Raw genomic sequence first — 24,161 nt, forward strand, 5'->3', positions numbered from 1 at the left:
CAATCAAAACGACAACTTCTATTTTTCTTACAGAAATAAGATAAACCAGTAAAAGAATAAAAAACGTTTGAGAAAATAAAATACCTAACCGTTTATACTAAAAACAGTTAGGTATCTATGTTATTGGCGTTAGTATACCACTTTTTTGGTTACAGTTCCACCGTTTTCTCCTTCAATTTTAACAAGTAATACTTGTTGGGTAGTAGGTAAGGTTGTAAACACAGTTACTGTGTTATCTACTTGCTTTTGGGAAGCAAGCTCTCGGCCTCTAACATCGTAAATGGTTACATTTTTCATGTTAACGGTTCCCGAGTTAATATGTAATCCTCCATTGTTTTGGTAAACCACCACCGAATTCTGATTGAATACCGGATTGTTTGTTCCCAATGCATTGGTAGTATAACGAATTCTGAATCTATTGTCAAATGTTCCGCTCTCCGTCGCAAAAGAGTAAGGTGCTGCTTTAAGGTCGTGGATTACATTCAACACTAAATCTTCTAAATAAATGTTTTGCGAAGCAAACAAACCGTCAAAATCAGCAAGATTAATAGTGTAAGTACTATTGATGGTTGATTTGTATCCTAACGGAATCATTTCGTTTACATCAAAAGCCAATTGTTTTCCTTGGATGCTCAACTTAGTGTTGTCAACCATAGTATAAAGGGTAATAGCATTACCGATATCTACCATTTCACCGTCAAACAAACGGTCTATACCATTGGTAGCCGATTCTACATAACCTACTAAAGCTTGTTTGAAAGCTCCTTCAGTATTGGTGATGTCTAACCAGTATCTGTGCTTTTCTAAGCTCAATTCTGCCTCAGCATTGTTGGCGGTGTTTGGTGACAATCTGTAGAACTGACTGTTATTTCCGGCCGCACGCATGCTGTTTTTGAAAGTAGCCGTTCCGCTCGAGAATCCTTTGATAAAGAATCCTTGACCTGAGGCAATATAGCCTAACGGCACTGCATTACTTCCTCCGCCACCGAAACCGGTATTGGTAGCTGCACTGGTACCTCCTACTAAATTGTATATCGCATAATCACTACCGGTATATTGGTAAGTAGCATTAATTGGTGTATTGTGTGTCCAGAAATAAAGGGTTCCGTTTAAGTTGGTATTGGCCGGGTCTAAAATGAAAGCACTAGCCGATAACGCACTGGTATAAGGGTTTCCTATTAAATTCATTTGAGCGGCACCACCTACTATAGGCGTGGTTAAAGTACCATTATTAGGTGTACCATTGAACGAAGCGGTATAAGTTGCCGGCGTATTGATATCATAATCAAATGGTGCACGGATAATATATCCTTTACCCACATCCATCAAAGAAGTCGGATTGACATAAGCCCAGTTGTTCACACTGGCATCATAAAGATAGTAAGCATCAAATGGCGTATTCGGAGAAACATTTACTAACGTTTGCGGATTCACCGGTGTTGACCAATAAGTGTAGTCAAACTGACGAATACCCGTAGTCGTTCTTTTGTAAGTTACGTTTCCTGAGTTACCTCCTGATACTACACCCGGCGCATTAGCTACGTCAACTACTTGATACAAACTGGCATTGTTTTCAAAAGTTAAAGTTCCGCCCGAAACTACTACAGCGTTTTGCACGGTTAGAGTTCCTACGTCGAATAAAACTGTACCACTGGTTACAGTAACACTACAAGCCGATAAGTTTCCTGAAGTGGCACTGGCGTGTACTGATGAAGTATAGTTTCCTTGGAAATCAGCTCCAATGGTGGAAGTCGGACCGGTACCGTTTGACCAAGCCGAACCATTCCAAATCGCTTTGTTGAAAGTAATGGTTACTACATTCGAATACACATCAGAACAACCGGCTAAGTTTACTACCGCTCTAAAATAACGAGCTCCCGAGAACGTTCCTATTTGAGCAGAAGTCAAAGTAGTAGAAGCACTGGCAGCAATATCGGTAACACCCGCTGTAAAGGCAAGGTCATTGGCATACTGCCATTTCACTACCGAACCGGTATTACCTGTTAAAGTTAAGTCGGCTGCAACTCCTGAACATACGTTTTGATCGCTCGAAGCTGTTCCGGCTACGGCACCACCAATTACAAAGGTAGCTGCAGTTCTACAAGTTGGATTAGAAGAACAAGCCGCATAGTATGTCCATGTTCCCGGAGTACTGGTATTGGCTAAGCCTGAGCCTGCCACACCCACCGGATTGAAAGGACTACCCGAGCCAATAGGAGTACCTCCTGAAGCAGCGGTGTACCATTGCACTTGAGAGTTTTGGTATAATAAAGTACTTCCTCCTGATGGTGGTGTAATGTTCCAGGTGAAAGAAGTAGCGGTACTTCCTGAATAGAAAGTAGTATATAAGGTATAAGTAACTCCTGCAGTTAAAGTGACTACCATTCTAGGGTATAATCCTACTCCTGAGTCGTCATCTCCAATCACAAAAGTACCGGTAGCACAACTACCCGGAGTAAAGGCTCCTATGGTAATGTACCCCATAGCGTCTATAGTAAGCGGACTTGTAAAATCAAAAGTATAAGAACCTGTAACGCTTACTTGGAAGTTTACAGAAGTATATAACTGGCTGCTGGTTGAAAAACCACAAGTAGTGGAATTACTCGAACTGAATGGTCTTGGGGCTGAAGGATCACTTAGTGTCCATGACCCGGAGATAGCGTTTACAGCATTACCGTAACCGTCACAAACTGTTGAACTCGAAATGGTTCCTGCACCTCCGGTACAAATAGAAGCTCCCGTAGTAACCGGTGCCGGTGCTAATACCGTAAAGTCTGTAGCACTGTTAACCGACAATACGTTAGTAGTCACTCTAATTTTTCCTGTGGTTGCGCCTGCCGGTAAAGTAGCCGTAATTTGAGTAGTACTGTTTACCGTGAAAGTTGCTGAAGCACCTCCAAAGAATACACCGGTAATTCCGGTAAAGTTAGTTCCTGTAATAACTACGGTTGTACCGCTTACACAAGCATTATCGGAAGGCGTAAATCCGGTGATGGTAGGCACATTGCTAACACAAACAATAGAGGCTGTCCATCCGGCTCCTAATACTGAACTGTCGGAACGGAACTCAAAAGTCAACGATCCGTCTGCCGCTGTGGATAAGATGCTACCCGGTGAAGCGGTTCCTGACCAGGCATCAGCCGGACAAGTTTGCGGTAAGAATCCGGCAGCTCTACCAGACGGCATCAAAGTACCGGCCGAAGAAGTTCCGCTGTAAATCATTAAACCGTCCCAGTTGTTCTCGGTGGCAAAGGAGTTGAAAATAACCATCAACTTAGCGCCCGGTGTCGCCGGTACAAAAGTATACGAATAAGGAGCATAAGTCGGATTACCGGTTCTCTCATTATTAGCATAGTTTCCTCCGGTACCACCACTATCCGTAAAAGTGATATTAGAACCACAAGTTACATTATATGGTGTAGTAAGATCAGAAATTCTAATCGTGGTTGGTGTAGTGATATTGGTTGTAGTAAAGGTGGCAAAAGCCGGTGTCCAAATACTGATTTGAGCCCCACAATTGGCACGCACCCATACATAATAAGTGGTGTTAGGAGACAAGGTAGAGAAAGTAATGCTGTTAGAAGCTACGGTTCCTGTTCCTGCGTCGTTGTAATTTGGTGGTGTGTTTGAAGTTGAAATAAAGTAAGCATACCCATTTGACGGTGCTCCGGTAGCCGGTGCATTCCAGTTTAAGGTAGCTCCGAAATCATTGACACCCGAAACCGGTGATCCCGGATAAGTAGGTGGCAAACAAGTTTCTACTTCTATACGAATGTTGTCAAGGTTTAATTGTACCGAAGGATCTTCTAAATCATCTACAAAGAAACGCAAGTAATACGTTCCGGTTACTGATGGCGTGTAATTCACGATATTAGAATTAATTACCGAGAAGAAACCATTGTAGGCAATGGAATTGCTAATATTAGAAACCGTTGGCGCAGTATTGTTAGCCGGATTACCAATATTCACATCCAAACTCGCATACCCGTTTAAGTTGGTAGAATAATCATAAGTAATACGGTATAAAGTTCCTGCCGTTAAGGTTACCCCTTGGGTGTAGAAACTATCTCCTACTTGGTTTGAGTAAATGTTACCATTAGTAGCATTAGATTGGAAAACTCCATCCGTAGAAGTACAAGTTGGTAAAACACCTCCCAGTAAACCATTGAAGTTTTCTAAATACACTACCGATTGTGGCGTACACAAGGAAGTAGCCGAAATTGGTCCGATCCAAGTACTCGTACTGCCTCCACAATTAGAACGTACCCAGAAATAATAAGTAGAAGAAGCCGATAAACCGGTAACAGTAGCCGAAGTAGTAGCACTGGTTCCTGTAGGAGTTGTACCCGAATTAGGGGCTGTATTAGAAGTACTGTGGTAAATATCATAATTACTGGCAGTACCTGTAAAATTCAAATAAGCACTGTCGTGTGAAATACCTCCCGAAGGATTAAACGTCAAACTGGTTGGTGCCGGACAACCCACACACTCCAATTTAATTCTGAAACCGGTTTGAGTAGTCGGAAGAGTTGGAAGTCCTGCATTTGTTGTAAACTTGTAAAACAAAGCTCCGTTGGCATCAACCGAAGTATAAGTCGCCGGGATTGTTGCACCGGAAAAGTTCATACCAGGTATTTGTGTAGCATAAGTATTGTCGGTAAATAATTGCAAATAGTCATTAGTAGCTTCTGTACTGAAAGTCTCATAAGTAGCTTTGATTTTGAAAGCCGTATTCGATGGTGTGAAATAAATACTATTCGATTGATTACCAGCAGAAGTATCAGAATCACCACCTACATCATAAAAATAATAGGTACGGGTTACATCTAAAGTTACCGGACAAGCTGTTGCATTACCTAAAGCAGGTACTATTATATTATTTTCAGAAGCTACGGAAGAAGTCCAGGCAAAATCATCTAAACATACAGCTCCATTTGTTGGATTTATTCTGGTATCAGTTACTCTAAACTTATATCCTAGAGCAGTAGCCGGAAAAGCCGCAGTAACCTTTGCCTCTTGCCAAGTAGTATTCATTGATGGTAACACACCAGTTACACTAATTGTATTTAATGCTGTAGTAACATTATTAGTTCCTGCAGCAATATTATACCACGTAGCCCCTCCATCATCTGAAAATTGGAAAGAATAAAGAGTTGTAGCAACAGTAGCCCCCCTAATATAAAAAGAAAAGGAACTCGGCGTCATTATTAATGGCGAAGTAACTGAAGCATTTGATGTACTATTAGTAGGCTGTCTTAAACTAAAAACTCCACTTCTTACTAGTGTTGTAGTTGTATTATGAACAAAGTTAGTTGTTCCAGCAAAGGTCCAACCATTTGCTTGCATTGTTGCTATAGAAGACGGAACACCCTCAAACCCTTGATAAGGCCCAATACATTGCGCGTTAGTTTGTTGAAAAAGACCCAGCCAAAAAGTTAAGGCTAGCAGTAGGTATCGGAAAGAAGTAGTTTTTAATAAAATCGCATTACCCGAGGCAGTAAGTAAAGTTTTTTCCATAGTTGTTTGTTTTTGTGGTATTGTCATTATATAGTGTAACCTTTATAAACTGTGTTACCCTACGGTTAAGATGTTAAAAATACATCATATTAAACATTCAATTAACATTGACTTTACCAAAAAACAACGTTTTTCGATAAATGGTCAATACAATCGACCAATGATAGCCTACTCAGCCTTCATTGGAAGTAACATAGCATAAAAAATAATAAAAGTAGTACAATATGTTAAACAAAACTTAATATTAACTTGTTCAAACTTAGTACTTTTTGGGAGTTTTGGGTGCGCTAAATTAACAAATTGTCAATACTTTGCAACAATTGTTAATAAGTTGTAACACATTTTAGGTTTTTGACTGCGTTTTGTGTAAAAATACCTTACTTATTTTAAAGCCCTTTATGTTAAATTAAAGTTGTGATAATCATTTCATGCCAATTTTCCGGACTTGGTGTTTTCTAAAACTTATGTAACAATATTTTATGTAACATTTTATTTTGTTACAAGTTTTTTTGTTACATATTGAAAACACAATAGCGCATATTGTTTTCGCCAATTGCTTTGTAGCATTTTTTTTGTAGCATTTATTTTTGCTACTTATTTTTTGCTACAAGATTTATAAAGGATAGCGCAGGTAATGACGGATTGCCATTAGTACCAACTAAAAAAAGGTTTGGAAATTTTATCGAATGACTTTCTTAGTCACTACGTCACCATTGACCGTAGTAATTTGAAGCAATAACACTTCGTTGGCCAAGCCACCGCTAACCGTAGTTTGTGTAGCGTTGATGTCTTTTTGTTCTCCTAAAAGACGACCGCGTATATCAAAAACCTTAACAGATTGCATAGGTAGGTTACCACTTAGAATCACAAAATTATCATCGGCGTTTTTGTAAACCACTACTTGGTTGGCGTTGAATGTTGCGTTATCTACGCCCAAAGTTCCATTGGTAAACACAACATTAAATCGACTGTCAAAAGTACCGGCTTCAGTCACAAAAGTATAATCGCTTTGTTTGAGGTCGTGAATTACATTAAGTAAAGTATCTTCGAGGTAAATGTTTTGGTGGTCAAACAAGCCGTCAAAGTTAGACAACTTGATGGTGTAAGTACTAGCCGCCAATGACTTATACCCTACCGGAATCACCTCTGATATGGCAAACGGCAAAGCGCGTCCTTGGATGGAGAGTTTCTTTTCTTCTTGCAAAGTATAAAGGGTTACAGCGTTACCCACATCTACCATTTCACCGTCATAACCGCGGTCCATTCCGGTGTTGGTAGCACCTTCTACATAAGCAATTAAAAGTTGTTTGAAAGCGCCTTCTTCGTTGTAAATATCCAACCAAAAACGGTGGCGTTCCAATAGATTAGCCGAATGATTTGTTGGAGGCGTATTCATTCTGAAGAACTGATCGTTATTACCGGTTAAACGCATGCTGTTTTTAAAGCTCACATTCCCCGAAGCCAATCCTTTGACAAAGAAACCTTGTCCGGAAGCTATTTTTCCGTTAGGCACACTGTTGTTCAGTCCCACATTTGGCGCAGCCGAACCCGTGCCAACACCTCCGGCATAATTATACAAGGCATAATCTGCTGCGTTGTAATTGCCATTGGCTATAGGCGTATTGTGTGTCCACAAATAAATAGTAGCGTCAATCAAAGGCACATTATCGGCATCCGACAAAAACAAATCGGCACTCAAAGCACTCGGATAAGGATTTCCAAACAAGTTAAACTGATCGGCACCGCCCACGGCAGGAATACTAATGTTTCCGGTATTGGGCACACCCACAAAAGAACCGGCAAAAACATTTGGCGTAGTTTCATTGAAAGGCGCATTTTCGGGCGCTCTGATCAAATAGCCTTTTCCGGGAACCATAGGTGCTGTGGTATTGGCGTAAGCCCAATTGCCTGCAGCGGCATCAAAGTAAAAGAACAAAGGCGAGTCAGGCGAAAAACCTATTAAGGTTTGCGGACTCACCGGAGTTGACCAATAAATATAATCGAAAATTTTAACCGGTGTACTGTTTCTTTTATAAGTAATATTTCCGGTGTTGGTAAATTGTACTCCGTTGTTGTTAAGTGTATTGATTTGTACCAAGCTGGCATTGTTTTGAAAGGTCAAAGAACCGCCGGTTACTTTCACATCGTTTTGGGTAATTAAGGTATGCCCTGAATTAAAGACAACATTCCCCGAAAGTACCTCAACCGAACAAACGTTTAGATTTCCGGAAGAAGAATAATTTCCGTTAAAAATGGCTTTGATTCCTACAGACGGTAAACCGTTACTCCAAGTCGAACCATTCCAAGTAGTAGAAGGAAAACCAACAAAAACACCATTAGAATAAACCACCGGACAAGTTCCTGATTGTACGACAGCACGGTAATAACGGTTTCCGGCAAAAGTTCCTATTTGCGCAGCGGTCAGTGTCGGATTGGTATTGGCTATAGTGGTTAATCCGGTAGTAAAAGATGGATTGGTGGCATATTCCCAACGCACTATAGTACCGCCCGAGCCGGTTAAAGTAAGATCGTTTACGGACCAGTTGGCACAAACGATTTGGTCACTGGATAAAACACCCGGTGCCGGAGCCGGAAGCACAGTGATAGTAGAAGAAGCACTGGCCGAACAGCCATTGGCTCCTACTACACTTCCGGTATAAACGGTGGTAGTGGCCGGTTTGGCATAAACAGTACCGGTAGGAGTTCCTGCAATGTAAGGATCGGTAGCCGCCGCATTGAAATACAATCCGGTTGGCGGTGTCCAAGTTACTTCGGCTGCTAGGTTACCGCTGATTTTGACATTGTCAATTGCCCAACCGTAATCCCAGGTAGCTTCATATAAAAATCGGATTCTAACATCAGGATTTCCTGCATAACTGTCCATCACTACAGTTGCGTTCGAGAAATTGGAAGCAGTTCCTTGGGTAGCCAAGAAACTTCTGAGAATAGCCCAAGTAGTACCACCGTCGGTTGACACTTCTACTCTAGCCTTGTTTCCGCCAATGTATCTGAGGTAGTGGTAAAAATTTAAGGTCGCTGAAGTATACCCAACCAAACTAATAGATGGTGATTGCAAGTAAGTAAGAGTACGATTGGTTCCCGGACTTCCTTGCGCATCAGAATTGGAAAAATAAAATTTAGACGCATCATTGCTGCTCACGTTGATATTCCAATAAGAACTGGTGTAAGTGTAAACGCTGGTTCTTTTGGTCCAAGCCGCATTGGCTATAGTACCGCCAACGGAAGCATTGATTTTAATCCAGTTATCGGTAGTACCGTTAAAGTTTTCACTGTAAATAGTGACCGGAGTTGCCGCTGCTAAGCTACCGGTAAGCGATTGAATCGCGCCTTCACAAATAGTAGCAGATGGCGGTATCACTGTAATGGCCGGTGGTTCAGGCTTAACAGTTACCGTATGAGAAATGACCGAAGTACACAAACTTCCCGAAGTTTGGGTAGCGGTTAAATTATAAGTTGTTGTGGTAATAGGTTGGAATGTATATCCGGCAGCCACCGAACCCGATAAACCTGCGGTAGTATTCCAAGTAAAATTATTATACGAACCGGCACCAGTTACGGTAACCAATCCTGTGGCTTCACCTTTACAAATAATGGAAGAAGGAGAACTGAAAGAAATGGCCGGTGCTGCGGTAACCGTTGCCGTTACCGGAGTTAATAGTGAGCGACAAATATTAGAGAACTTCCAGTTATAAGCATACAAATAGAAGGTATTATCAAAACCGTTTCCAACGATACTGGCGATAGAAGAAGTATAAGGATAAGAAGCACTGTCAATATTCACAACCAGTCCGGAAGCCGGTAAAGTATTGAAGTAAACAAAGTAATTACCTTGCGCCAAATTGAGCGCCATATTAATAGTTTGCGGTGTACTTCCACCCGATACCGAAGTAACAAAGTTATAAGTAGCAATCTGCACATTAGAAGCATTTCTAATCACAATCTGTCCGCTTTGCCCTGAAGTTTGCGGATAAATATCAAAAGACTGTAAAGTAGTAGCTGCCGAGACTGAAAAACTGATAAACGTTGGGGTTTGTTGCAGACCCAAAGCGCCGCCTTGCAGCAATGGAGAAATTGGTCCGGCCAAAACCAATCCGCCCGGTGCTCTTGACTGGGCATAATAAGTTGTGGTTGCAAATAAAGTTGGTGTTACATAATTGCTTCCGGTGAATAACAGTGTATCTCCGGTGGCCTCGGCATACCATTCAATGGTAGAGCCCGGAGCACCAACCGCTTGCAAAGTAGTAGAACCACCTCCGCAGAGAGTTCCGTTGGTTACAGTTAAAGAAGTTGGCGTGGCACAATCGGTACTAAAGGTTTCAATATTACTCCAAACGCTTCGGTCAGTACCGTCACATTTTCCTCTTACCCATACATAATATAAGGTAGCGGGTGTTAAACCTGTAATAGTTGCTGTAGTAATTCCGGCACCAACCGAACCCGTCGGCGTTACCGAACCACTCGGGGTAGTATTAGAAGTACTTACATAATATTCGTAACCGTTACTTGGTGCAGGAAATGAAGCATCCCAAGAAATTCCGGCAGTAGTACTGCCTACGGTAGTTACAATCAAATTGGTAGGCTCAAAACAAGTAGGCGAAACGATTACACTTATGTCATCAATCATAATCTTGCTTTGGTTGGCAAAACTATACCCTTGAAAACCAATGTAGAAAATATTGTTGGTTACCGGTGTAAAATCGACGGTAGCGGTTTGGTACACGGTATTGATGATATTGGACAAATCCAATATGGTATTGTTCATTAAAGCTTCAGTCTGACCTGTTCCTAAACGCACTCTGAGGTTTTCAGCATAAGAACCCGCGCTTAGTGTGTTGTATTTGAATCGCAAACGATAAGTAACTCCGGCGGTTAAATCCAAACCGGCAGTAAAAAACCAATCGTCGGAATCAATACCGGTATTGGTTAACAAATGCATCGAATTAGGATTGGAAGCCGAAGTAGTATTCTGTACTTTCCAAGCTACACTATCGGCATTGGTATCCGTTATGACGAAACAAGTAGGCAATGTATTGATGGGTGTTGTGTCAAAACTTTGAAAATAAGGAATTGGGAAAGCACCACAAGGTGTTGGCACCGCCACAACAGCACTATTAACGGAACAAGAAATTCCAACAGCCCGCACTCTGAAATAATAGGTTGTCAGCGGACTCAAACCTGAAACCACATAATCCGTAGTAATTCCGGTAGCCACTCCGTTGTAAGCCGGTAATATGGCAGTAAAGCCGATGTTGGTAGAAACATCAAGCAAATAGTTGGTCGCACCGGTAACCGGTAACCAAGATGCAGTAAAAGAATTCCCTTCGATGGTTGAAGCAAATACTCCGGTCGGCGCTGCTATACAAGTAGTTTTAGACGCGGTAATCATATTGCTTAAATTATAAAACGGACCACCAAGACAACCGGCATTGTATGGGATAACCCAATAGTAATAAGTTGTGTTAGGTGTTAATGCTGATTGGTTAAAAGTGGTAGCATTAGAGACACTTACCACAGTGTAAGTTCCGGCAATAATGTTATTGACTGCGTAATAAGTTCGGTTTGGTACTTCTATATTGGTTGGCGGTACATTGACAGTACTTCTCAAGACCAAATAATTGGTAGGTGCCGGACTGGCAGCCGTAAAACTATTCCCTAAAAACGTAGTCGCATTCACGGCAGTACTTCCTACCACCAAAGCAGAAGGAGTTCCGGTTGGCGTAGTACATGGTGCCGATGGCGTGTAAGTATATTTTAAACCGCTGTTAGGATATTCGGTAACACTGACTCTGACCGTACTCGAGTTGGCAATACCAACCGTAGTTTTCCCAAGCCAAGTACTGTTGGTATTGGTTCCGGTTTGCAATCTGTTGTTAACTTCCCCTTGCAGAAAGTCGTTGGTTACACCTCTTAATCCCACTTGGGCATTGAGCACTGTAACATCGTCCGGAGCACATGCTCCATAGGAAATCTCAACAATATTAGAAGTTTCCAACAATCGGATTTGGAAGTTAAAGTTTCCGGTTAAAGCCTTTCTGCGCGCATTGGTCCATTGCACCACAAAAACCCTGTTGGGCGCTGTACCAATAGTTTTATAAACTATATCATCGGTAGTTGAAATCAAATCCATCCCCAGCGCACTGATGGTCCCGCCACCGGTAAACACTGTGGTTACACTCAAAGGCAAATAGGTAGTTGGTAAAGGTTGTACCCCAAAGGAAATAAACCCATTAGGGCTAATGAAACATTGGGTTTGGGTTAGTCCGTTATAAGTAAAATTAAAACCAATATTGGCTTGATGTGCAGCACCTGAAGTATGATCGTCCCACGGAATAGCGTAAGCAACCGTAGGGGTTGTAAGTGCAGTGTAAGTAGTAACTGCTTCTGCAAAGCCATAAGTGCTGACTTGGGAATAACCCTTAGATATAAAAACAAGAAGCATTGCTGTAAAAAAAGCACGTAACTGTCTTTTTACAGAGAAAATGTTTTCTTTGTTAGTAGTGGTATTCATCTGTCTTTTTTGATTCAAGGCAATATTTGAAAGGCTATACATCCTTTTTAATTGTTTGATTTTAAATAATTAAAGGGATTAATTTCCATTTCAGGAATCGGTAAATTTATAGGAAATCTTTAAAATAAAAAGTTTATAAATCTAATTTTTAAAAGAAATCGTCAAAGTGTTAAAAAGTATCGATATCTCACAATTTTTAGTTCATACAATTCTTATATATTCGTTAGTTAGTGATTGATTACATCTCTTATGTAAATTTAATCCGCACAAAAACATTTGTTTAGCGCGTGAAGGTTAGCCATAAAATGTAAAAAGAATTTCATCGGGCTATATTTTTAAATTAAAGTTCAAAAAAAACAAAGTGTTTTCTATCTTTGAAAAAAATAACACCATGGGGCAAAATATCATTCTTCAGCATCAGGAAATAGAGCATAAAATAAGACGTATTGCTTATCAGATATATGAAACTTTTGCCGATGAACAAGAAATCGTATTGGCCGGCATAGCCAATAACGGGTATATTTTGGCGGAAAAAATTGGTGCGGTTTTAAATAACATATCTGATATTAAAATTGTTTTATGTGAAGTTAAAATTGACAAACAGCATCCTTTTAATCCAATTATAACTTCGGTATCCAAGGAAGCTTACAGCGGAAAAAATTTAGTATTGGTGGATGACGTACTGAATTCGGGAACAACCTTAGTCTATGGTGTAAAACATTTTTTAGAAGTACCAATTAAAAAGTTTAAAACGGTAGTCTTAATCGACCGAAACCACAAAAAATATCCGGTCAAAGCCGACTTCAAAGGTATTTCACTTTCTACTTCCTCCAAAGAACATGTGCATGTGGTTTTTGAGGAAGGCAACAATCATGCTTACTTAGTTTAGTAAAGCTTCAATTTCTTTAACTATAGCCTCGGGTGTTTTGCCATCGGTATTGATTTTAAAAGTAGCCTGATGGTAGTAATAACTGCGATCAAATAGGTTTTTGGCGATAAACTCTTTAAGTTCTTCTTCGGATTGGTTGGCTACTAAAGGTCTTTCGGCGGTATGCTCTTTTAGCCTATAGTAAATTGCATCTATACTCGCTGAAAGATAAAAAGAAACGACATTATTGCCATTGAGCAGTAAATGGTTGTTGGCGTAACATGGTGTTCCTCCGCCGGTACTGATGACTAAATCTTCTTCAGCTTTTATCAGTTTTAGAAATTCGAGGTGTTCTTGCTTCCTAAAATAAATTTCTCCTTTCTCTTGAAAAATTTCACTAACCGATAGTTTTGTATTGCTTTCAATAATTTTATCTAAATCTACCCACTTTATCTGTCTGTTTTCAGCTAAGATTTTGCCAACGGTTGACTTTCCGACTGCCATATACCCTACTAAAACAATTTTCTGCATCGCAATAAAACCTTATAAATTAAGCCATTAAGACCCTTTCCTAAAAAAAGGCAAATTTATAATAAAATTGCTTTGAAATATAAATAATAAGGTCTTATATTTGCACCCGCATTCAAGAAAAGAAAAAGACTCGATAGCTCAGTTGGTAGAGCACAACACTTTTAATGTTGGGGTCCTGGGTTCGAGCCCCAGTCGGGTCACAATTTTTCTTTATTTTGAGGCTAAAGACTCGATAGCTCAGTTGGTAGAGCACAACACTTTTAATGTTGGGGTCCTGGGTTCGAGCCCCAGTCGGGTCACAAAAAGTCGAACAACTGTTGTTTGACTTTTTTTGTTTTAGGCCACGTGGAGAAATTGGTAGACTCGCCATCTTGAGGGGGTGGTGCTGCAAAGCGTGTCAGTTCGAATCTGATCGTGGTCACATTTGCTTCGCCGGTTCGCTAGCGCTCGGGTGAAATTAAAAGGAGGACTGCCGGTGGCAGTCAGGTATTTTTAAAGTTTTCAATTAAATTAAAGAAAAACACCAAGCTCGCTTGAGTGTTTTTTTTTGTTTAAAGTATTCTCAAAGCGGAGCTTTGCAAGAAAAACGTAGTTAATCTGATCGTGGTCACATTTGCTTCGCCAGTTCGCTAGCGCTCGGGTGAAATTAAAAGGAAGACTGCCGGTGGCAGTCAGGTATTTTTAAAGTTTTCAATTAAATTAAAGAAAAACACCAAGCTCGCTTGAGTGTTTTTTTTTTGTTCAAAGTATTCTCAAAGCGGAGCTTTGCAAGAAAAACGGAGTTAATCTGATCGTGGTCACATTTGTAAGCAAACTCAACTTGGATTTGCTTTTTTTTGCAAAGATTTTAAAGAAAACCTGTTTGGTAAAATTATTTTGCTAATTTTGTTTAACTAATTTTACGAAAAGATGAACAATGTTAAGTCGGTATTCAGTATAAAAGACCTGGAAAACCTTTCAGGAATCAAAGCGCACACCATTAGAATATGGGAGAAACGGTACAATGTTTTAGAACCCATGCGTACAGAAACCAACATCCGGATGTATGATTTGGAGAATTTGCAAAAATTACTAAACATTACATTACTGCACAACTACGGTTATAAAATCTCAAAAATTTCTGAACTTTCTTCAGAAAGAATTCCGGAATTAGTGAATGAAATTATTTCGGAAAAAAGCGCTAAACATCATGCTATAAGTGCTTTCAAGATGGCTATGATGAATTTTGACCATTCGCTTTTCTTTACCACTTATAACAAATTGCTTTCTGAAAAATCATTCAGAGAAATATTCTATGAGGTTTTTATACCGCTTATTGGTGAAATAGGGTTGCTATGGCAAACCAACACCATCACACCGGCGCATGAACATTTCATCTCTTATCTCATTAAACAAAAAATACTAACCTTTACTGAAAAAGTTCAGATACTTGAGCCTACTAAAACAGATAGGGTTTTTGTTTTATACTTACCCATGAATGAGATACACGAATTGGGTTTAATGTATCTGAATTATGAAATATTAAGTCAAGGATACAAAACAATTTATCTTGGGGAGAGCGTCCCTACAGACAGCTTAAAAGACATGAAAAAACACTTTGACAACATTACATATATTTGTTATATGACGGTTGAACCCAACCAATATGAAGTCAATAATTACATCAAAAGTTTGAATGAGCAAATTTTGGAAAAATCTTCCAAACTCTGGCTGATAGGAAGAATGACAGAAAATGTTGAGGCCAAAATGATTACAGATAAAATCACTACTTTTAGCTCCATTAGAGAATTAGTTGAATTTATATAGAAAAATCTTTTTTTATTGTTTAACTTTTTTATACTTTTGTTAAACAAACTATGAAAAAAGAAATTAAAATAATCGGCTCCGGCTTTTCATCACTTGCTGCTGCTTGCTATCTTGCTCAACAAGGCCATGATGTTGTAGTGTATGAAAAAAATTCAACCGTAGGCGGAAGAGCCAGGCAGTTGAAGAAAGACGGTTTTACTTTTGACATTGGTCCAACATGGTATTGGATGCCTGATGTCTTTGAACGTTTCTTTGCTGATTTCGGCAAAAAACCATCTGATTACTATGAGCTCATAAAACTCTCTCCAGCGTATCAAGTTTATTTTGGTATAAACGAATTTGTTACTATTGCTGATAATCTTCCGGAAATCATCAACACTTTTGAAGCTATCGAGAAAGGAAGCGGTAAAAAACTTGAGGCTTTCATGAAAGAAGCCCAAAGCAATTACAACATTGCCATCAAGGACTTGGTTTATCGTCCGGGCGTTTCTCCGTTGGAATTAGTCACTTTGGAAACGGCCAAAAAGGTCAATCAGTTTTTTGGCAACATCTCTAAAGACATTCGCCGAAGATTTACCAATAGCAAGCTAATCCAAATACTGGAATTTCCCGTACTTTTTCTGGGCGCCAAACCTTCAGATACGCCATCATTCTATAGCTTCATGAATTTTGCAGATTTTGGTTTGGGCACATGGCATCCGAAAAACGGAATGTATAGTGTTATATTAGCTATGGAAAAATTAGCCATAGAACTCGGTGTAGTTATCCATACGAATTCAAATATTGAAAAAATTGAAGTCGAGAACGGAACAGCAACCGCAATAGTGGTGAACGGAACAGTAATAAAAGGCGACATCATTCTAAGTGGTGCAGATTACCATCATTCGGAGAGTTTACTGGATGAAAAGTACCGTGCTTACTCGGAAAAATATTGGGATAAACGCACTTTTGCTCCGTCTTCACTCCTGTTTTATGTTGGTTTTGATAAAAAAATTGAAAACGTCGAACACCATTCTTTATTTTTTGACGTAGATTTTGATACCCACGCTAAAGCCATTTATGATACACCACTATGGCCAAAAGAACCTTTATTTTATGCCAGTTTCCCTTCTAAAACCGATGAGAATGCTGCTCCCGAAGGTCAAGAAGCAGGGATATTTTTAATTCCGATTGCTCCGGGTTTAGAAGACACACCGGACTTAAGAGACTTGTATTTTGACAAAATAATAACACGTTTTGAAAAATTAACGCAACAATCTGTCAAAAACAATGTTATCTTTAAAGAATCTTTTTGTGTGAAAGATTTCATCAAAGATTACAATTCTTATAAAGGGAATGCGTATGGGTTAGCCAACACCTTATTGCAAACCGCTTTTTTAAGACCCAAATTGAAAAGTAAAAAAGTTAATAACCTCTTTTTTACCGGACAATTAACAGTTCCCGGCCCGGGTGTTCCACCATCATTGATTTCAGGAAAACTGGTTGCCGAACTTATTGCTAAAAATCTATAATTATTGCATTTATGAAATCAATTTTTGACACCGTATCATTCGATTGCAGCAGAAATGTGACTAAGTCTTACAGCACTTCTTTTTCGGCGGCTGTAAAGATGTTAGCACCCGGAATCCGTCAGGATATCTATAATATTTATGGATTTGTTCGCTTTGCAGATGAAATTGTAGACACTTTTCACGACTACAACAAAGAATGGCTTTTTGAACAATTTGAAAAGGATTTGTCCAATGCGCTGGAAAACAAGATCAGTTTGAATCCGGTGTTGAATTCTTTTCAGCACACGGTTCACCAATATGACATTCCGCATTCAATGATTGCCGCTTTTATGAAGAGTATGAAGTTGGATTTGCATAAAACCCATTATAAATCTTATGAAGAATACAACGAATACATTTACGGTTCTGCCGATGTAGTTGGCCTTATGTGCCTTAAAGTATTTGTAAAGGGAGACAATCAAAAGTTTAACGAATTAGAACACGCTGCCATGCGATTGGGTTCTGCTTTTCAAAAGGTAAATTTTCTGCGCGATTTGAAGGCTGATTATGAAGATTTGAATCGAACGTATTTCCCTAACACCGATTTATCTAAACTGGATGAAAGTTCTAAAAGTGAAATTATCAAAGAAATTGAAGCCGATTTCGAAGCCGGATTTCAAGGTATTTTGAAATTGCCTTTGGAAGCTAAATTTGGGGTTTACACGGCTTATGTTTACTACAAAAAATTGCTGTCGAAATTGAAAAAAACGCCTTCAATGGAAATCAAAAACACCCGAATCCGAGTGCCTGATTACGAAAAATTCGGATTGTTGGCGAAGTGTTATGTTAATTATCGTTTAAACTTATTATAAGATTATGTTGCTGCATATTATAGTTTTTATAGCCACTTTTTGCATCATGGAATTTATGGCGTGGTTTAGTCACAAATACATCATGCACGGATTTCTTTGGAGTTTACATGCCGATCACCACAAAAAAGACCACGATTCCTGGTTTGAACGCAATGATGCTTTTTTTATTTTTTATGCTGTAGTCAGTATAGGATTCTTTTTGCTTTGGCAAAATGACATACTAGAAATTGGATTGGCCATCGGTTTAGGGATATTTGCTTATGGACTGGCTTATTTTACCGTTCATGACATCTTCATCCACCAAAGATTTAAATTATTCAGAAATGCCAACAATCGTTATGCGAAAGCAGTAAGACGAGCGCACAAAATGCACCACAAACATTTGGGGAAAGAAGACGGTGAGTGTTTTGGAATGCTCATTGTACCATTTAAATATTTTAAGAAGTGAAATCAAAAAAGTGAACTGAAGTTCACATACCTGAAGCCCACAAGGCTTCTTCCTTTTAATCTCAAATCATTTAAATACTTTAAAAAATAAAAAAAGTCCCGACTAAATCGGGACTTTTCTTTTTTAACTATTAACCTATAATAAAATTATTTTTTCATCAAACCTTCCAAGGGTTTTAATTGTTCCATATCAATGTTGGCACTTTTGAGTACTGACAACATGTTCATAATGTTATTCGGATTCATATCGTTGCCTAAAATTCTGACTACCGCAAAACCGTTTTCTTCTCTTTTGGCAAATAAAATAAACTCATCTATATTATCTTCGTCACCCACAAAACTGATGGAAGCTGCATCTTTACCTTCTCCTATTTTCATGAGTTGTTGGTAGTCTTCTCCTTTCAGAATTTTGGTCAGCTTTTGACTTTCTTCTTGGTATTTCGCTTTATTTTTTTCATCCAATTTGAAGGCCAAAATATTCATTTTATCAAAAGACTCTAAAGCGTTTTTTTGCTCTTCTGACAACTTTGCTTTATCTACATTGATAATACTTGGAGAGATATCCAAGGAAACAAAATCTTTCTTACCTGCATTCTCTACATAATACTTTTGCAGACTGGGCTCGCTATTGCAACTCAGCAACAACAAAGAAGCCAACATTGCGATAAAATAGGTTATTTTCATCACTTTTTATTTTGAGCCTTTTGGTCCTTTTGCACCTTTACTTCCTTTGGAGGCCTTTTTTAAATCTGCTCCGCCGGGTAAACTCATTTTATCCGTCAATACCGAAAGCTCATTCAAATCGAAATCTCCGGTCAATGACATTAAAACGGTTTCCTCTTTTCCGCTACCGTCAATAAACATTAACAACTCTTTTACTTGAGAGTCAGTAGCGCCTGATTTTACATAAATTTTTACGCTTTTTCCGCCTTCGTTCACACGCATTAGCTCTTCCATGGCAGAAGACTTAAGGTATTTATCGGCTGTGGCTTTCATTTCCCCGGCCTTTAAATCGCTATTAGTGACAAACACTTTAAGGTTGTCCAATTTTTTTATCAGGTTTACATACTGCTGAGTTTCTTTGTCTTTAACCTCCATTTTACTCAACAAGGAAAACATTTTTTTATTGACAATTACGGTTTTTATTTTCTCTTGGTCTTCAAACTTGTCAAAAACCGACTGCGCCATGAGGCTGTTTGCAGATACTAATAATACTAATGTTAAGATTAAGTTCTTCATGATTTCTTGATTTTTTTTATTTAAAAATTTTGTTTTTTGATTGTTCGTATTCATTGATATAACTCATACTTCCGATGCCTTTGTTCACGCTTTCCGAAATCAAAGCCAAAGCTTTTTGCGTTTCTCTGAACGCCTCTTCAGGATCATCATAAGTCCCTAAATCTTCAGATACAGGTTGATTATAATGATTAAAAGTAAACAACCCAACGCTTAGTAAAACGGCTACAGATGCAGCAATTGATAACCAAAATACGCCTCTGCGTTTTGTAGTGTTTAATGGAATCGATGCGGTAAACTGTTCTTGTTTTGCTTGCGTAGCATACCCAAATATAGGCTTGTATTGCTCTAAAGGCGGAGCAACGTTATCTGAAGAAAAGTAGGCCTTTAACTCTTTTTCTTCTTCTAAAGTGGTTTCTGCTTCGAAGTATTTTTCTATTAATTTTTCTATTCTATCCAATGCCATAATGATGTGTTTTTATCATGGTTTCTCTTATTGTTTTTCTGGCTCTTGACAAAGCCGTACGAATTGCCGGCTCATTCATTTCTAATATCTTGCCGATTTCCTCAAATTCCATTTCTTCAATATCGCGCATTTGAACAATCAGTTTTTGTTGTTCGGGCAAGTCATTCATAATTTTTTCCACCCAATTCCAAGTGTCACGGTCTTCTACTTTTTGTTGCAAACCGGCTTCTCTGTCGGTGAAGTTGTTGTGCACAATCTTCATATTACTGGCGCGTTTCGACTTTAACTGGTCTAAACAATAATTCTTGGTCATGGTCATCGCAACGGCTTCTACACTTTTGTATTCGTCCAGACTTTCATTCTTGTTCCATAATTTCACCAAAACTTCCTGAGTCGCATCTTCGGCTTCCTCCGTACTAACGAGCAATCGCTTCGCTATTCGAAAGATTTTATCCTTAAAAGGATTAACCAGTTGCATAAACTCTTTTTGGTTCATTAAAACTTTTCTTGTTTTTTTCCGCTATGCTCCAAACAATTCGTTTGACGCCTCGGGTATGGTTATAAAGTCGAGACGAAACAACTTTTTATTTGTTACAAACAAATTTCAATTATTAATCTAAACTTAGTAAATTTACGTTTATTAAAATAAAAAGCTGCTATGAAGAATTTATTGAAATGCGTTTTACTACTGTTCCTTTTTACTATTCCATTCGCTTGTGAGGATATGGATGACAATCCGGTTCCGAGTGGTTTACAGGTGAATGATTTTGTATGGAAGGGAATGAATTTGTACTATTTGTGGCAAGAAGATGTTCCGGATTTGGCTGACAATCGCTTTGCCTCTCAAAATGATTTGAATGATTTTTTAGAAGGATTTGACGATCCGACAACTCTATTTAATGCCTTAAGAGTAGACAATACCATTGACCGATTTAGTGTAATTTACAGTGATTATGACGTTTTAGAGGGCGTGCTTTCGGGCAATACTTTGAACAACGGTATGGATTACGGTTTGCGTTACAAGTCGGGCAGCACTACTGATATTTACGGTTGGGTTCGCTACATCATACCTAACTCTGATGCTGCCACTAAACCAATAAGTCGAGGAGATATTTTTTATGCTATCAATGGAACACCATTAACTGTAGATAATTACAGAACGCTTTTGGCCAATGACACTTATACGTTAAACTTAGCCGATTATGACGGTGGGAATATTACGCCCAACGGAGAATCGGTAACCTTAACTAAAACCGAATTGGCCGAAAATCCTATCCTTTTGAGTACCGTGATTACACAAGGTGCGCACAACATTGGTTACCTGATGTACAATGGGTTTTATTCAAGTTATGACACCCAATTGAATGCAGCCTTTGGTAGTTTCCAATCCCAAAACGTAACCGATTTGGTGCTTGACTTGCGATACAATTCCGGTGGTTCTGTTGCTACAGCAACCAAATTGGCCAGTATGATTACCGGACAATTTACCGGACAATTGTTTGCCAAACAACAATGGAATGCCAAAGCGCAATCGTATTTTGAAGACAACAGCCCTGAAAGTTTAACCAATAAATTTATCGGAGGATTAAATAGTTTGAACCTCAACAAAGTTTACATTTTAACTACAAAATCTTCTGCTTCAGCCAGCGAATTAGTGATTAATTGTTTGAAACCTTATATAACCGTAGTGCAGATAGGCGATATCACCACCGGAAAAAATGTAGGCTCTGTAACTTTATATGACTCACCAACCTTTGCCAAAGAAAATGTGAATCCCAGTCATAAATATGCCATGCAACCTATTGTTTTGAAAATTGTAGATAAAAACGGTTTTGGCGATTACACCTCGGGGATTTCCCCAACCACTCTACAACCTGAAAACATGACTAATTTGGGTGTTTTAGGAGATATAAACGAACCTTTATTAAACACGGCTATCAACCAAATCATCGCCAGCGGCAGAAGAGCTCCTCAAGTACCAAGTGTTATTGAACGTGACTTTACTGATGCCAAAGCGATTAATCCGTTGCGAAGTGAGATGTATGTAGAGAGAAAATAATTGAACTCATTCCCTAAAAAAAGGCTAATCTTTCGATTAGCCTTTTCACCACAATTATTAAAACAATGTTTAACCAATTACAAAACAATGTTTATCCCCAACTTGAAATTTCTTCCTCGGGTGGAGTAACCGATGTTTTCCACGAATTTCTCGTTTAATATATTGGTCACCGAACCAAAAACGGTTAAGCGGTTTTTAATTAATTCATATTTGGCTAAAGCATTAACCAATTGGTAGGAATCCAATTTTACAAAGCTTGTTCCGAAAGTATTCCCATCAAAAAAAGCATCGTTTCTCCCATCAAAATACTGGTAGTTTACATTGAATAAAGTTCTTGGCGTTGGCTGAAAATCCAATCCGGCATTGACTTTGTGTTTCGGAATTAATCGGTCTAACGCTTTATCAACCTGCGTGAACGTATAGTTTGCATTTACCCTTAATTTATCCATTACCTCAAAAGTCATTTCGGTTTCTACTCCTTTGGCTTTGTTGGTGCCATTAATGTTTATATAATAAGCTTCGAAAGTGTTTGAATCGAAAAAGAAATCAAACGAATTAGTTTGGTCGCGGTAAAAAGCTACGGCGTCAAATTTTATTTTTTTGTTAAACAATTGGGTTTCAAAACCGGCTTCGATTGTCGTGTTCTTTTCAGGAGTTAAATCGGTGTTACCATATTCAGAGTACAATTGGTACAAACTTGGGGTGATATAGGCAGTGCTGTAAGAAGCCAACACTTTGAAAGGAATTTTGGTTTTAAAATTGAACGAAGGATTAAAATTGGCCACCAAATTATTGCCATACGCACTATGATTGTTCAATCGAATACCGGTGTTGATATTGAGTCCAAAGTCAAGATTATACACAAAAGTGGTGTAACCATCTACAATATTGAACTTCGTGGTTTTGTTATCGATATTGCCATAAGGCGTTTCGCTCAACATATCATTGAATTGGTAATTTACGCCCATAATCAAGGCAAACTCGTTGGAGAAGCTGTATTTGTTAACGGCATCAACCACTACGCTACGCGATTCATACAAGGAATAATCAGTTACCGAAGTATAGCTGTTATACTCACTATAATCACGGGCAATTTTGGTAAAACCGGAATTCAGAACAAATTCGCCTTTGTTGTATTTGAATTTCGGGGAGAATCCAAAACGAACTTGCTCTGAAGTGGTAGTATTGATATTGGTGTCATTAAAACCGGTATTATCGAAAGTAAAATCGTAACCATTTTTCAATTTGTCATAGTTTCCAAAGAAGTCTAAAGTCAGTCTATCTGTGGCTTTGAAACCCAATTTGGCTATCGCATTTTGTCTTGAAAATCGATCTTCTTCATACTTTATAGATTCATCCGGTGGAGCAATTTGAGAGATATTTCCGGTTTCGGTACTGTTGAAACCGGCGAAGTAATTGACTTTTTTGTAGCTTCCGTTTACTGAAATCCCTTGGTTAAAATCTTGACCGTTGTATTTTTTATTGTCGGTAGTATTGTTGGAACCAATGTTAACATAAGCATTGCCCTCAATGGTTTTCTTGGATGCCCTTTTTAAAGTAATATTAATTACTCCGGTGGCCGCGCCCGTTCCGTACAAAGTACTCGCCGCTCCTTTCATCACCTCTATACTTTCTACTTGTTCAACCGGCAGCAATCGCAAATCATACTCTAAACTAATCCCTGATGCATCCGTAACCGGAATACCGTCAATGAGAATTAGCACTTGTCTGTTTTTACCGCCTCGAATGTAGTAGCCTAAGTTCTTTCCGTTAGCCGATTGGTTACCGTTGATTTCTACGCCGGTTACTTGGGATAAGACTGTGGCCAAACTTTGTCCTGATTTATTCTCTAAGTCTTTGGCCGAAATGACTTCAATTACTTTTCCTGATTTTTCTTTGCTTTGCGCAAATTTGGTGTCGGAAATCACCACTTCTTTTAACGAATTCACTTTGGTAGAATCCTGTTCTTGCGCATAGGCACAAGTGTTTAGCATAGCCAAAATAGCTACTGCTCTAACTGTTTTTTTCATTTTTTTAATTCAACAATAATTTGATAATCTTGGGAGAAAAGCATAGAATTTACCCATACCCAAACCTTTTGTCCCGAAAGTTTGTTACTCGATGAATTAGGCAGGTCTCCTGGCTCGCGTCTTGTTGTTGACCTTCTCATCCCGATAACGGAACAATGGTTTTGCAGATAACAACAAGCTTGATAGCTTACAGTTGCGGGAACAGCTTTGGATTTTAACCAAATTCCCTTTTAATGCGATTTTGAAAAACAGAAATCGCAACCTTAATTCGGGCGCAAAGGTAAAGTATTAATTAAAAACAAAACAATAC

Annotated in this window: 14 protein-coding genes, 3 tRNA genes and 1 riboswitch; of the genes, 9 read left to right on the forward strand and 8 right to left on the reverse strand. The window is 38.9% G+C overall.

Annotated features, from left to right (window positions below):
- Positions 1 to 129: 129 nt before the first annotated feature.
- Positions 130 to 5,517, reverse strand: coding sequence for a RemA C-terminal-like gliding motility protein (locus P7V56_RS11480; RefSeq protein ID WP_171221955.1), 5,388 nt, complete (start codon positions 5,515 to 5,517; stop codon positions 130 to 132).
- Positions 5,518 to 6,196: 679 nt separating this feature from the next.
- On the reverse strand, positions 6,197 to 12,046 hold the full coding sequence (locus P7V56_RS11485) for a RemA C-terminal-like gliding motility protein (RefSeq protein ID WP_171221956.1): 5,850 nt from the start codon (positions 12,044 to 12,046) through the stop codon (positions 6,197 to 6,199).
- Between the two features lie 391 nt (positions 12,047 to 12,437).
- Here P7V56_RS11485 and P7V56_RS11490 point away from each other — a divergent pair, with 391 nt between their 5' ends.
- Entirely contained in the window at positions 12,438 to 12,935 is a 498-nt protein-coding gene (locus tag P7V56_RS11490) for a phosphoribosyltransferase family protein (protein ID WP_171221957.1), read from the forward strand.
- Here the strand turns inward: P7V56_RS11490 and P7V56_RS11495 are convergent.
- Entirely contained in the window at positions 12,927 to 13,445 is a 519-nt protein-coding gene (locus tag P7V56_RS11495) for a shikimate kinase (RefSeq protein WP_171221958.1), read from the reverse strand. The genes P7V56_RS11490 and P7V56_RS11495 overlap by 9 nt on opposite strands.
- A 127-nt stretch (positions 13,446 to 13,572) precedes the next feature.
- On the opposite strand from P7V56_RS11495, the gene P7V56_RS11500 reads away from it, so the two are divergent.
- The 7 genes from P7V56_RS11500 (at position 13,573) to P7V56_RS11530 (ending at position 18,061) form a co-directional block, all read left to right on the forward strand.
- A tRNA-Lys gene (locus P7V56_RS11500) sits at positions 13,573 to 13,645 on the forward strand.
- A 26-nt stretch (positions 13,646 to 13,671) separates the two neighbouring features.
- Positions 13,672 to 13,744, forward strand: a tRNA-Lys gene (locus P7V56_RS11505).
- A gap of 40 nt (positions 13,745 to 13,784) precedes the next feature.
- Positions 13,785 to 13,866 (forward strand) — tRNA-Leu (locus P7V56_RS11510).
- A 488-nt stretch (positions 13,867 to 14,354) separates the two neighbouring features.
- Positions 14,355 to 15,251, forward strand: coding sequence for a MerR family transcriptional regulator (locus P7V56_RS11515; protein WP_171221959.1), 897 nt, complete (start codon positions 14,355 to 14,357; stop codon positions 15,249 to 15,251).
- A gap of 50 nt (positions 15,252 to 15,301) precedes the next feature.
- Positions 15,302 to 16,762, forward strand: a complete 1,461-nt coding sequence (gene crtID / locus P7V56_RS11520) for a bifunctional phytoene desaturase/3,4-desaturase (protein WP_171221960.1) — start codon at positions 15,302 to 15,304, stop codon at positions 16,760 to 16,762.
- A gap of 11 nt (positions 16,763 to 16,773) precedes the next feature.
- Complete coding sequence (locus P7V56_RS11525; protein ID WP_171221961.1) at positions 16,774 to 17,613, forward strand: phytoene/squalene synthase family protein; 840 nt, start codon at positions 16,774 to 16,776, stop codon at positions 17,611 to 17,613.
- A gap of 4 nt (positions 17,614 to 17,617) precedes the next feature.
- A complete protein-coding gene (locus P7V56_RS11530; RefSeq protein WP_171221962.1) occupies positions 17,618 to 18,061 on the forward strand; it encodes a sterol desaturase family protein in 444 nt (147 codons plus the stop codon).
- A 146-nt stretch (positions 18,062 to 18,207) separates the two neighbouring features.
- Here P7V56_RS11530 and P7V56_RS11535 read toward each other — a convergent pair whose 3' ends face one another.
- From P7V56_RS11535 to P7V56_RS11550, 4 genes are read right to left on the reverse strand one after another with little or no spacing between them, the layout of a single operon-like run.
- Positions 18,208 to 18,744, reverse strand: coding sequence for a GFO_1091 family lipoprotein (locus P7V56_RS11535; protein ID WP_171221963.1), 537 nt, complete (start codon positions 18,742 to 18,744; stop codon positions 18,208 to 18,210).
- A 6-nt stretch (positions 18,745 to 18,750) separates the two neighbouring features.
- On the reverse strand, positions 18,751 to 19,299 hold the full coding sequence (locus P7V56_RS11540; protein WP_171221964.1) for a GFO_1090 family protein: 549 nt from the start codon (positions 19,297 to 19,299) through the stop codon (positions 18,751 to 18,753).
- Positions 19,300 to 19,315: 16 nt separating this feature from the next.
- A complete protein-coding gene (locus P7V56_RS11545; RefSeq protein ID WP_171221965.1) occupies positions 19,316 to 19,762 on the reverse strand; it encodes a PG0215 family putative anti-sigma factor in 447 nt (148 codons plus the stop codon).
- Positions 19,749 to 20,258 (reverse strand): GFO_1088 family ECF-type sigma factor, encoded by a 510-nt coding sequence (locus P7V56_RS11550; RefSeq protein ID WP_171221966.1) that lies wholly within the window; start codon positions 20,256 to 20,258, stop codon positions 19,749 to 19,751. Before P7V56_RS11550 ends, P7V56_RS11545 begins: the two co-directional genes overlap by 14 nt.
- 162 nt (positions 20,259 to 20,420) lie before the next feature.
- On the opposite strand from P7V56_RS11550, the gene P7V56_RS11555 reads away from it, so the two are divergent.
- Positions 20,421 to 21,821, forward strand: a complete 1,401-nt coding sequence (locus tag P7V56_RS11555; protein ID WP_171221967.1) for a GFO_1087 family putative carboxy terminal peptidase — start codon at positions 20,421 to 20,423, stop codon at positions 21,819 to 21,821.
- 77 nt (positions 21,822 to 21,898) lie between these two features.
- On the opposite strand, the gene P7V56_RS11560 is transcribed toward P7V56_RS11555, so the two are convergent.
- Positions 21,899 to 23,851 (reverse strand): TonB-dependent receptor plug domain-containing protein, encoded by a 1,953-nt coding sequence (locus P7V56_RS11560; RefSeq protein WP_171221968.1) that lies wholly within the window; start codon positions 23,849 to 23,851, stop codon positions 21,899 to 21,901.
- Positions 23,852 to 23,933: 82 nt separating this feature from the next.
- A riboswitch (cobalamin riboswitch) is annotated at positions 23,934 to 24,132 on the reverse strand.
- Positions 24,133 to 24,161: the final 29 nt, after the last annotated feature.

It is taken from the genome of Flavobacterium sp. IMCC34852, from assembly GCF_030643905.1.
GTDB lineage: Bacteria > Bacteroidota > Bacteroidia > Flavobacteriales > Flavobacteriaceae > Flavobacterium > Flavobacterium rivulicola.

Coding starts and splice junctions, on each gene's coding strand:
- P7V56_RS11480 (WP_171221955.1), bottom strand. CDS start 5,517: ATGGAAAAAACTTTACTTACTGCCTCGGGTAATGCGATTTTATTAAAA.
- P7V56_RS11485 (WP_171221956.1), bottom strand. CDS start 12,046: ATGAATACCACTACTAACAAAGAAAACATTTTCTCTGTAAAAAGACAG.
- P7V56_RS11490 (WP_171221957.1), top strand. CDS start 12,438: ATGGGGCAAAATATCATTCTTCAGCATCAGGAAATAGAGCATAAAATA.
- P7V56_RS11495 (WP_171221958.1), bottom strand. CDS start 13,445: ATGCAGAAAATTGTTTTAGTAGGGTATATGGCAGTCGGAAAGTCAACC.
- P7V56_RS11515 (WP_171221959.1), top strand. CDS start 14,355: ATGAACAATGTTAAGTCGGTATTCAGTATAAAAGACCTGGAAAACCTT.
- crtID (WP_171221960.1), top strand. CDS start 15,302: ATGAAAAAAGAAATTAAAATAATCGGCTCCGGCTTTTCATCACTTGCT.
- P7V56_RS11525 (WP_171221961.1), top strand. CDS start 16,774: ATGAAATCAATTTTTGACACCGTATCATTCGATTGCAGCAGAAATGTG.
- P7V56_RS11530 (WP_171221962.1), top strand. CDS start 17,618: ATGTTGCTGCATATTATAGTTTTTATAGCCACTTTTTGCATCATGGAA.
- P7V56_RS11535 (WP_171221963.1), bottom strand. CDS start 18,744: ATGAAAATAACCTATTTTATCGCAATGTTGGCTTCTTTGTTGTTGCTG.
- P7V56_RS11540 (WP_171221964.1), bottom strand. CDS start 19,299: ATGAAGAACTTAATCTTAACATTAGTATTATTAGTATCTGCAAACAGC.
- P7V56_RS11545 (WP_171221965.1), bottom strand. CDS start 19,762: ATGGCATTGGATAGAATAGAAAAATTAATAGAAAAATACTTCGAAGCA.
- P7V56_RS11550 (WP_171221966.1), bottom strand. CDS start 20,258: ATGAACCAAAAAGAGTTTATGCAACTGGTTAATCCTTTTAAGGATAAA.
- P7V56_RS11555 (WP_171221967.1), top strand. CDS start 20,421: ATGAAGAATTTATTGAAATGCGTTTTACTACTGTTCCTTTTTACTATT.
- P7V56_RS11560 (WP_171221968.1), bottom strand. CDS start 23,851: ATGAAAAAAACAGTTAGAGCAGTAGCTATTTTGGCTATGCTAAACACT.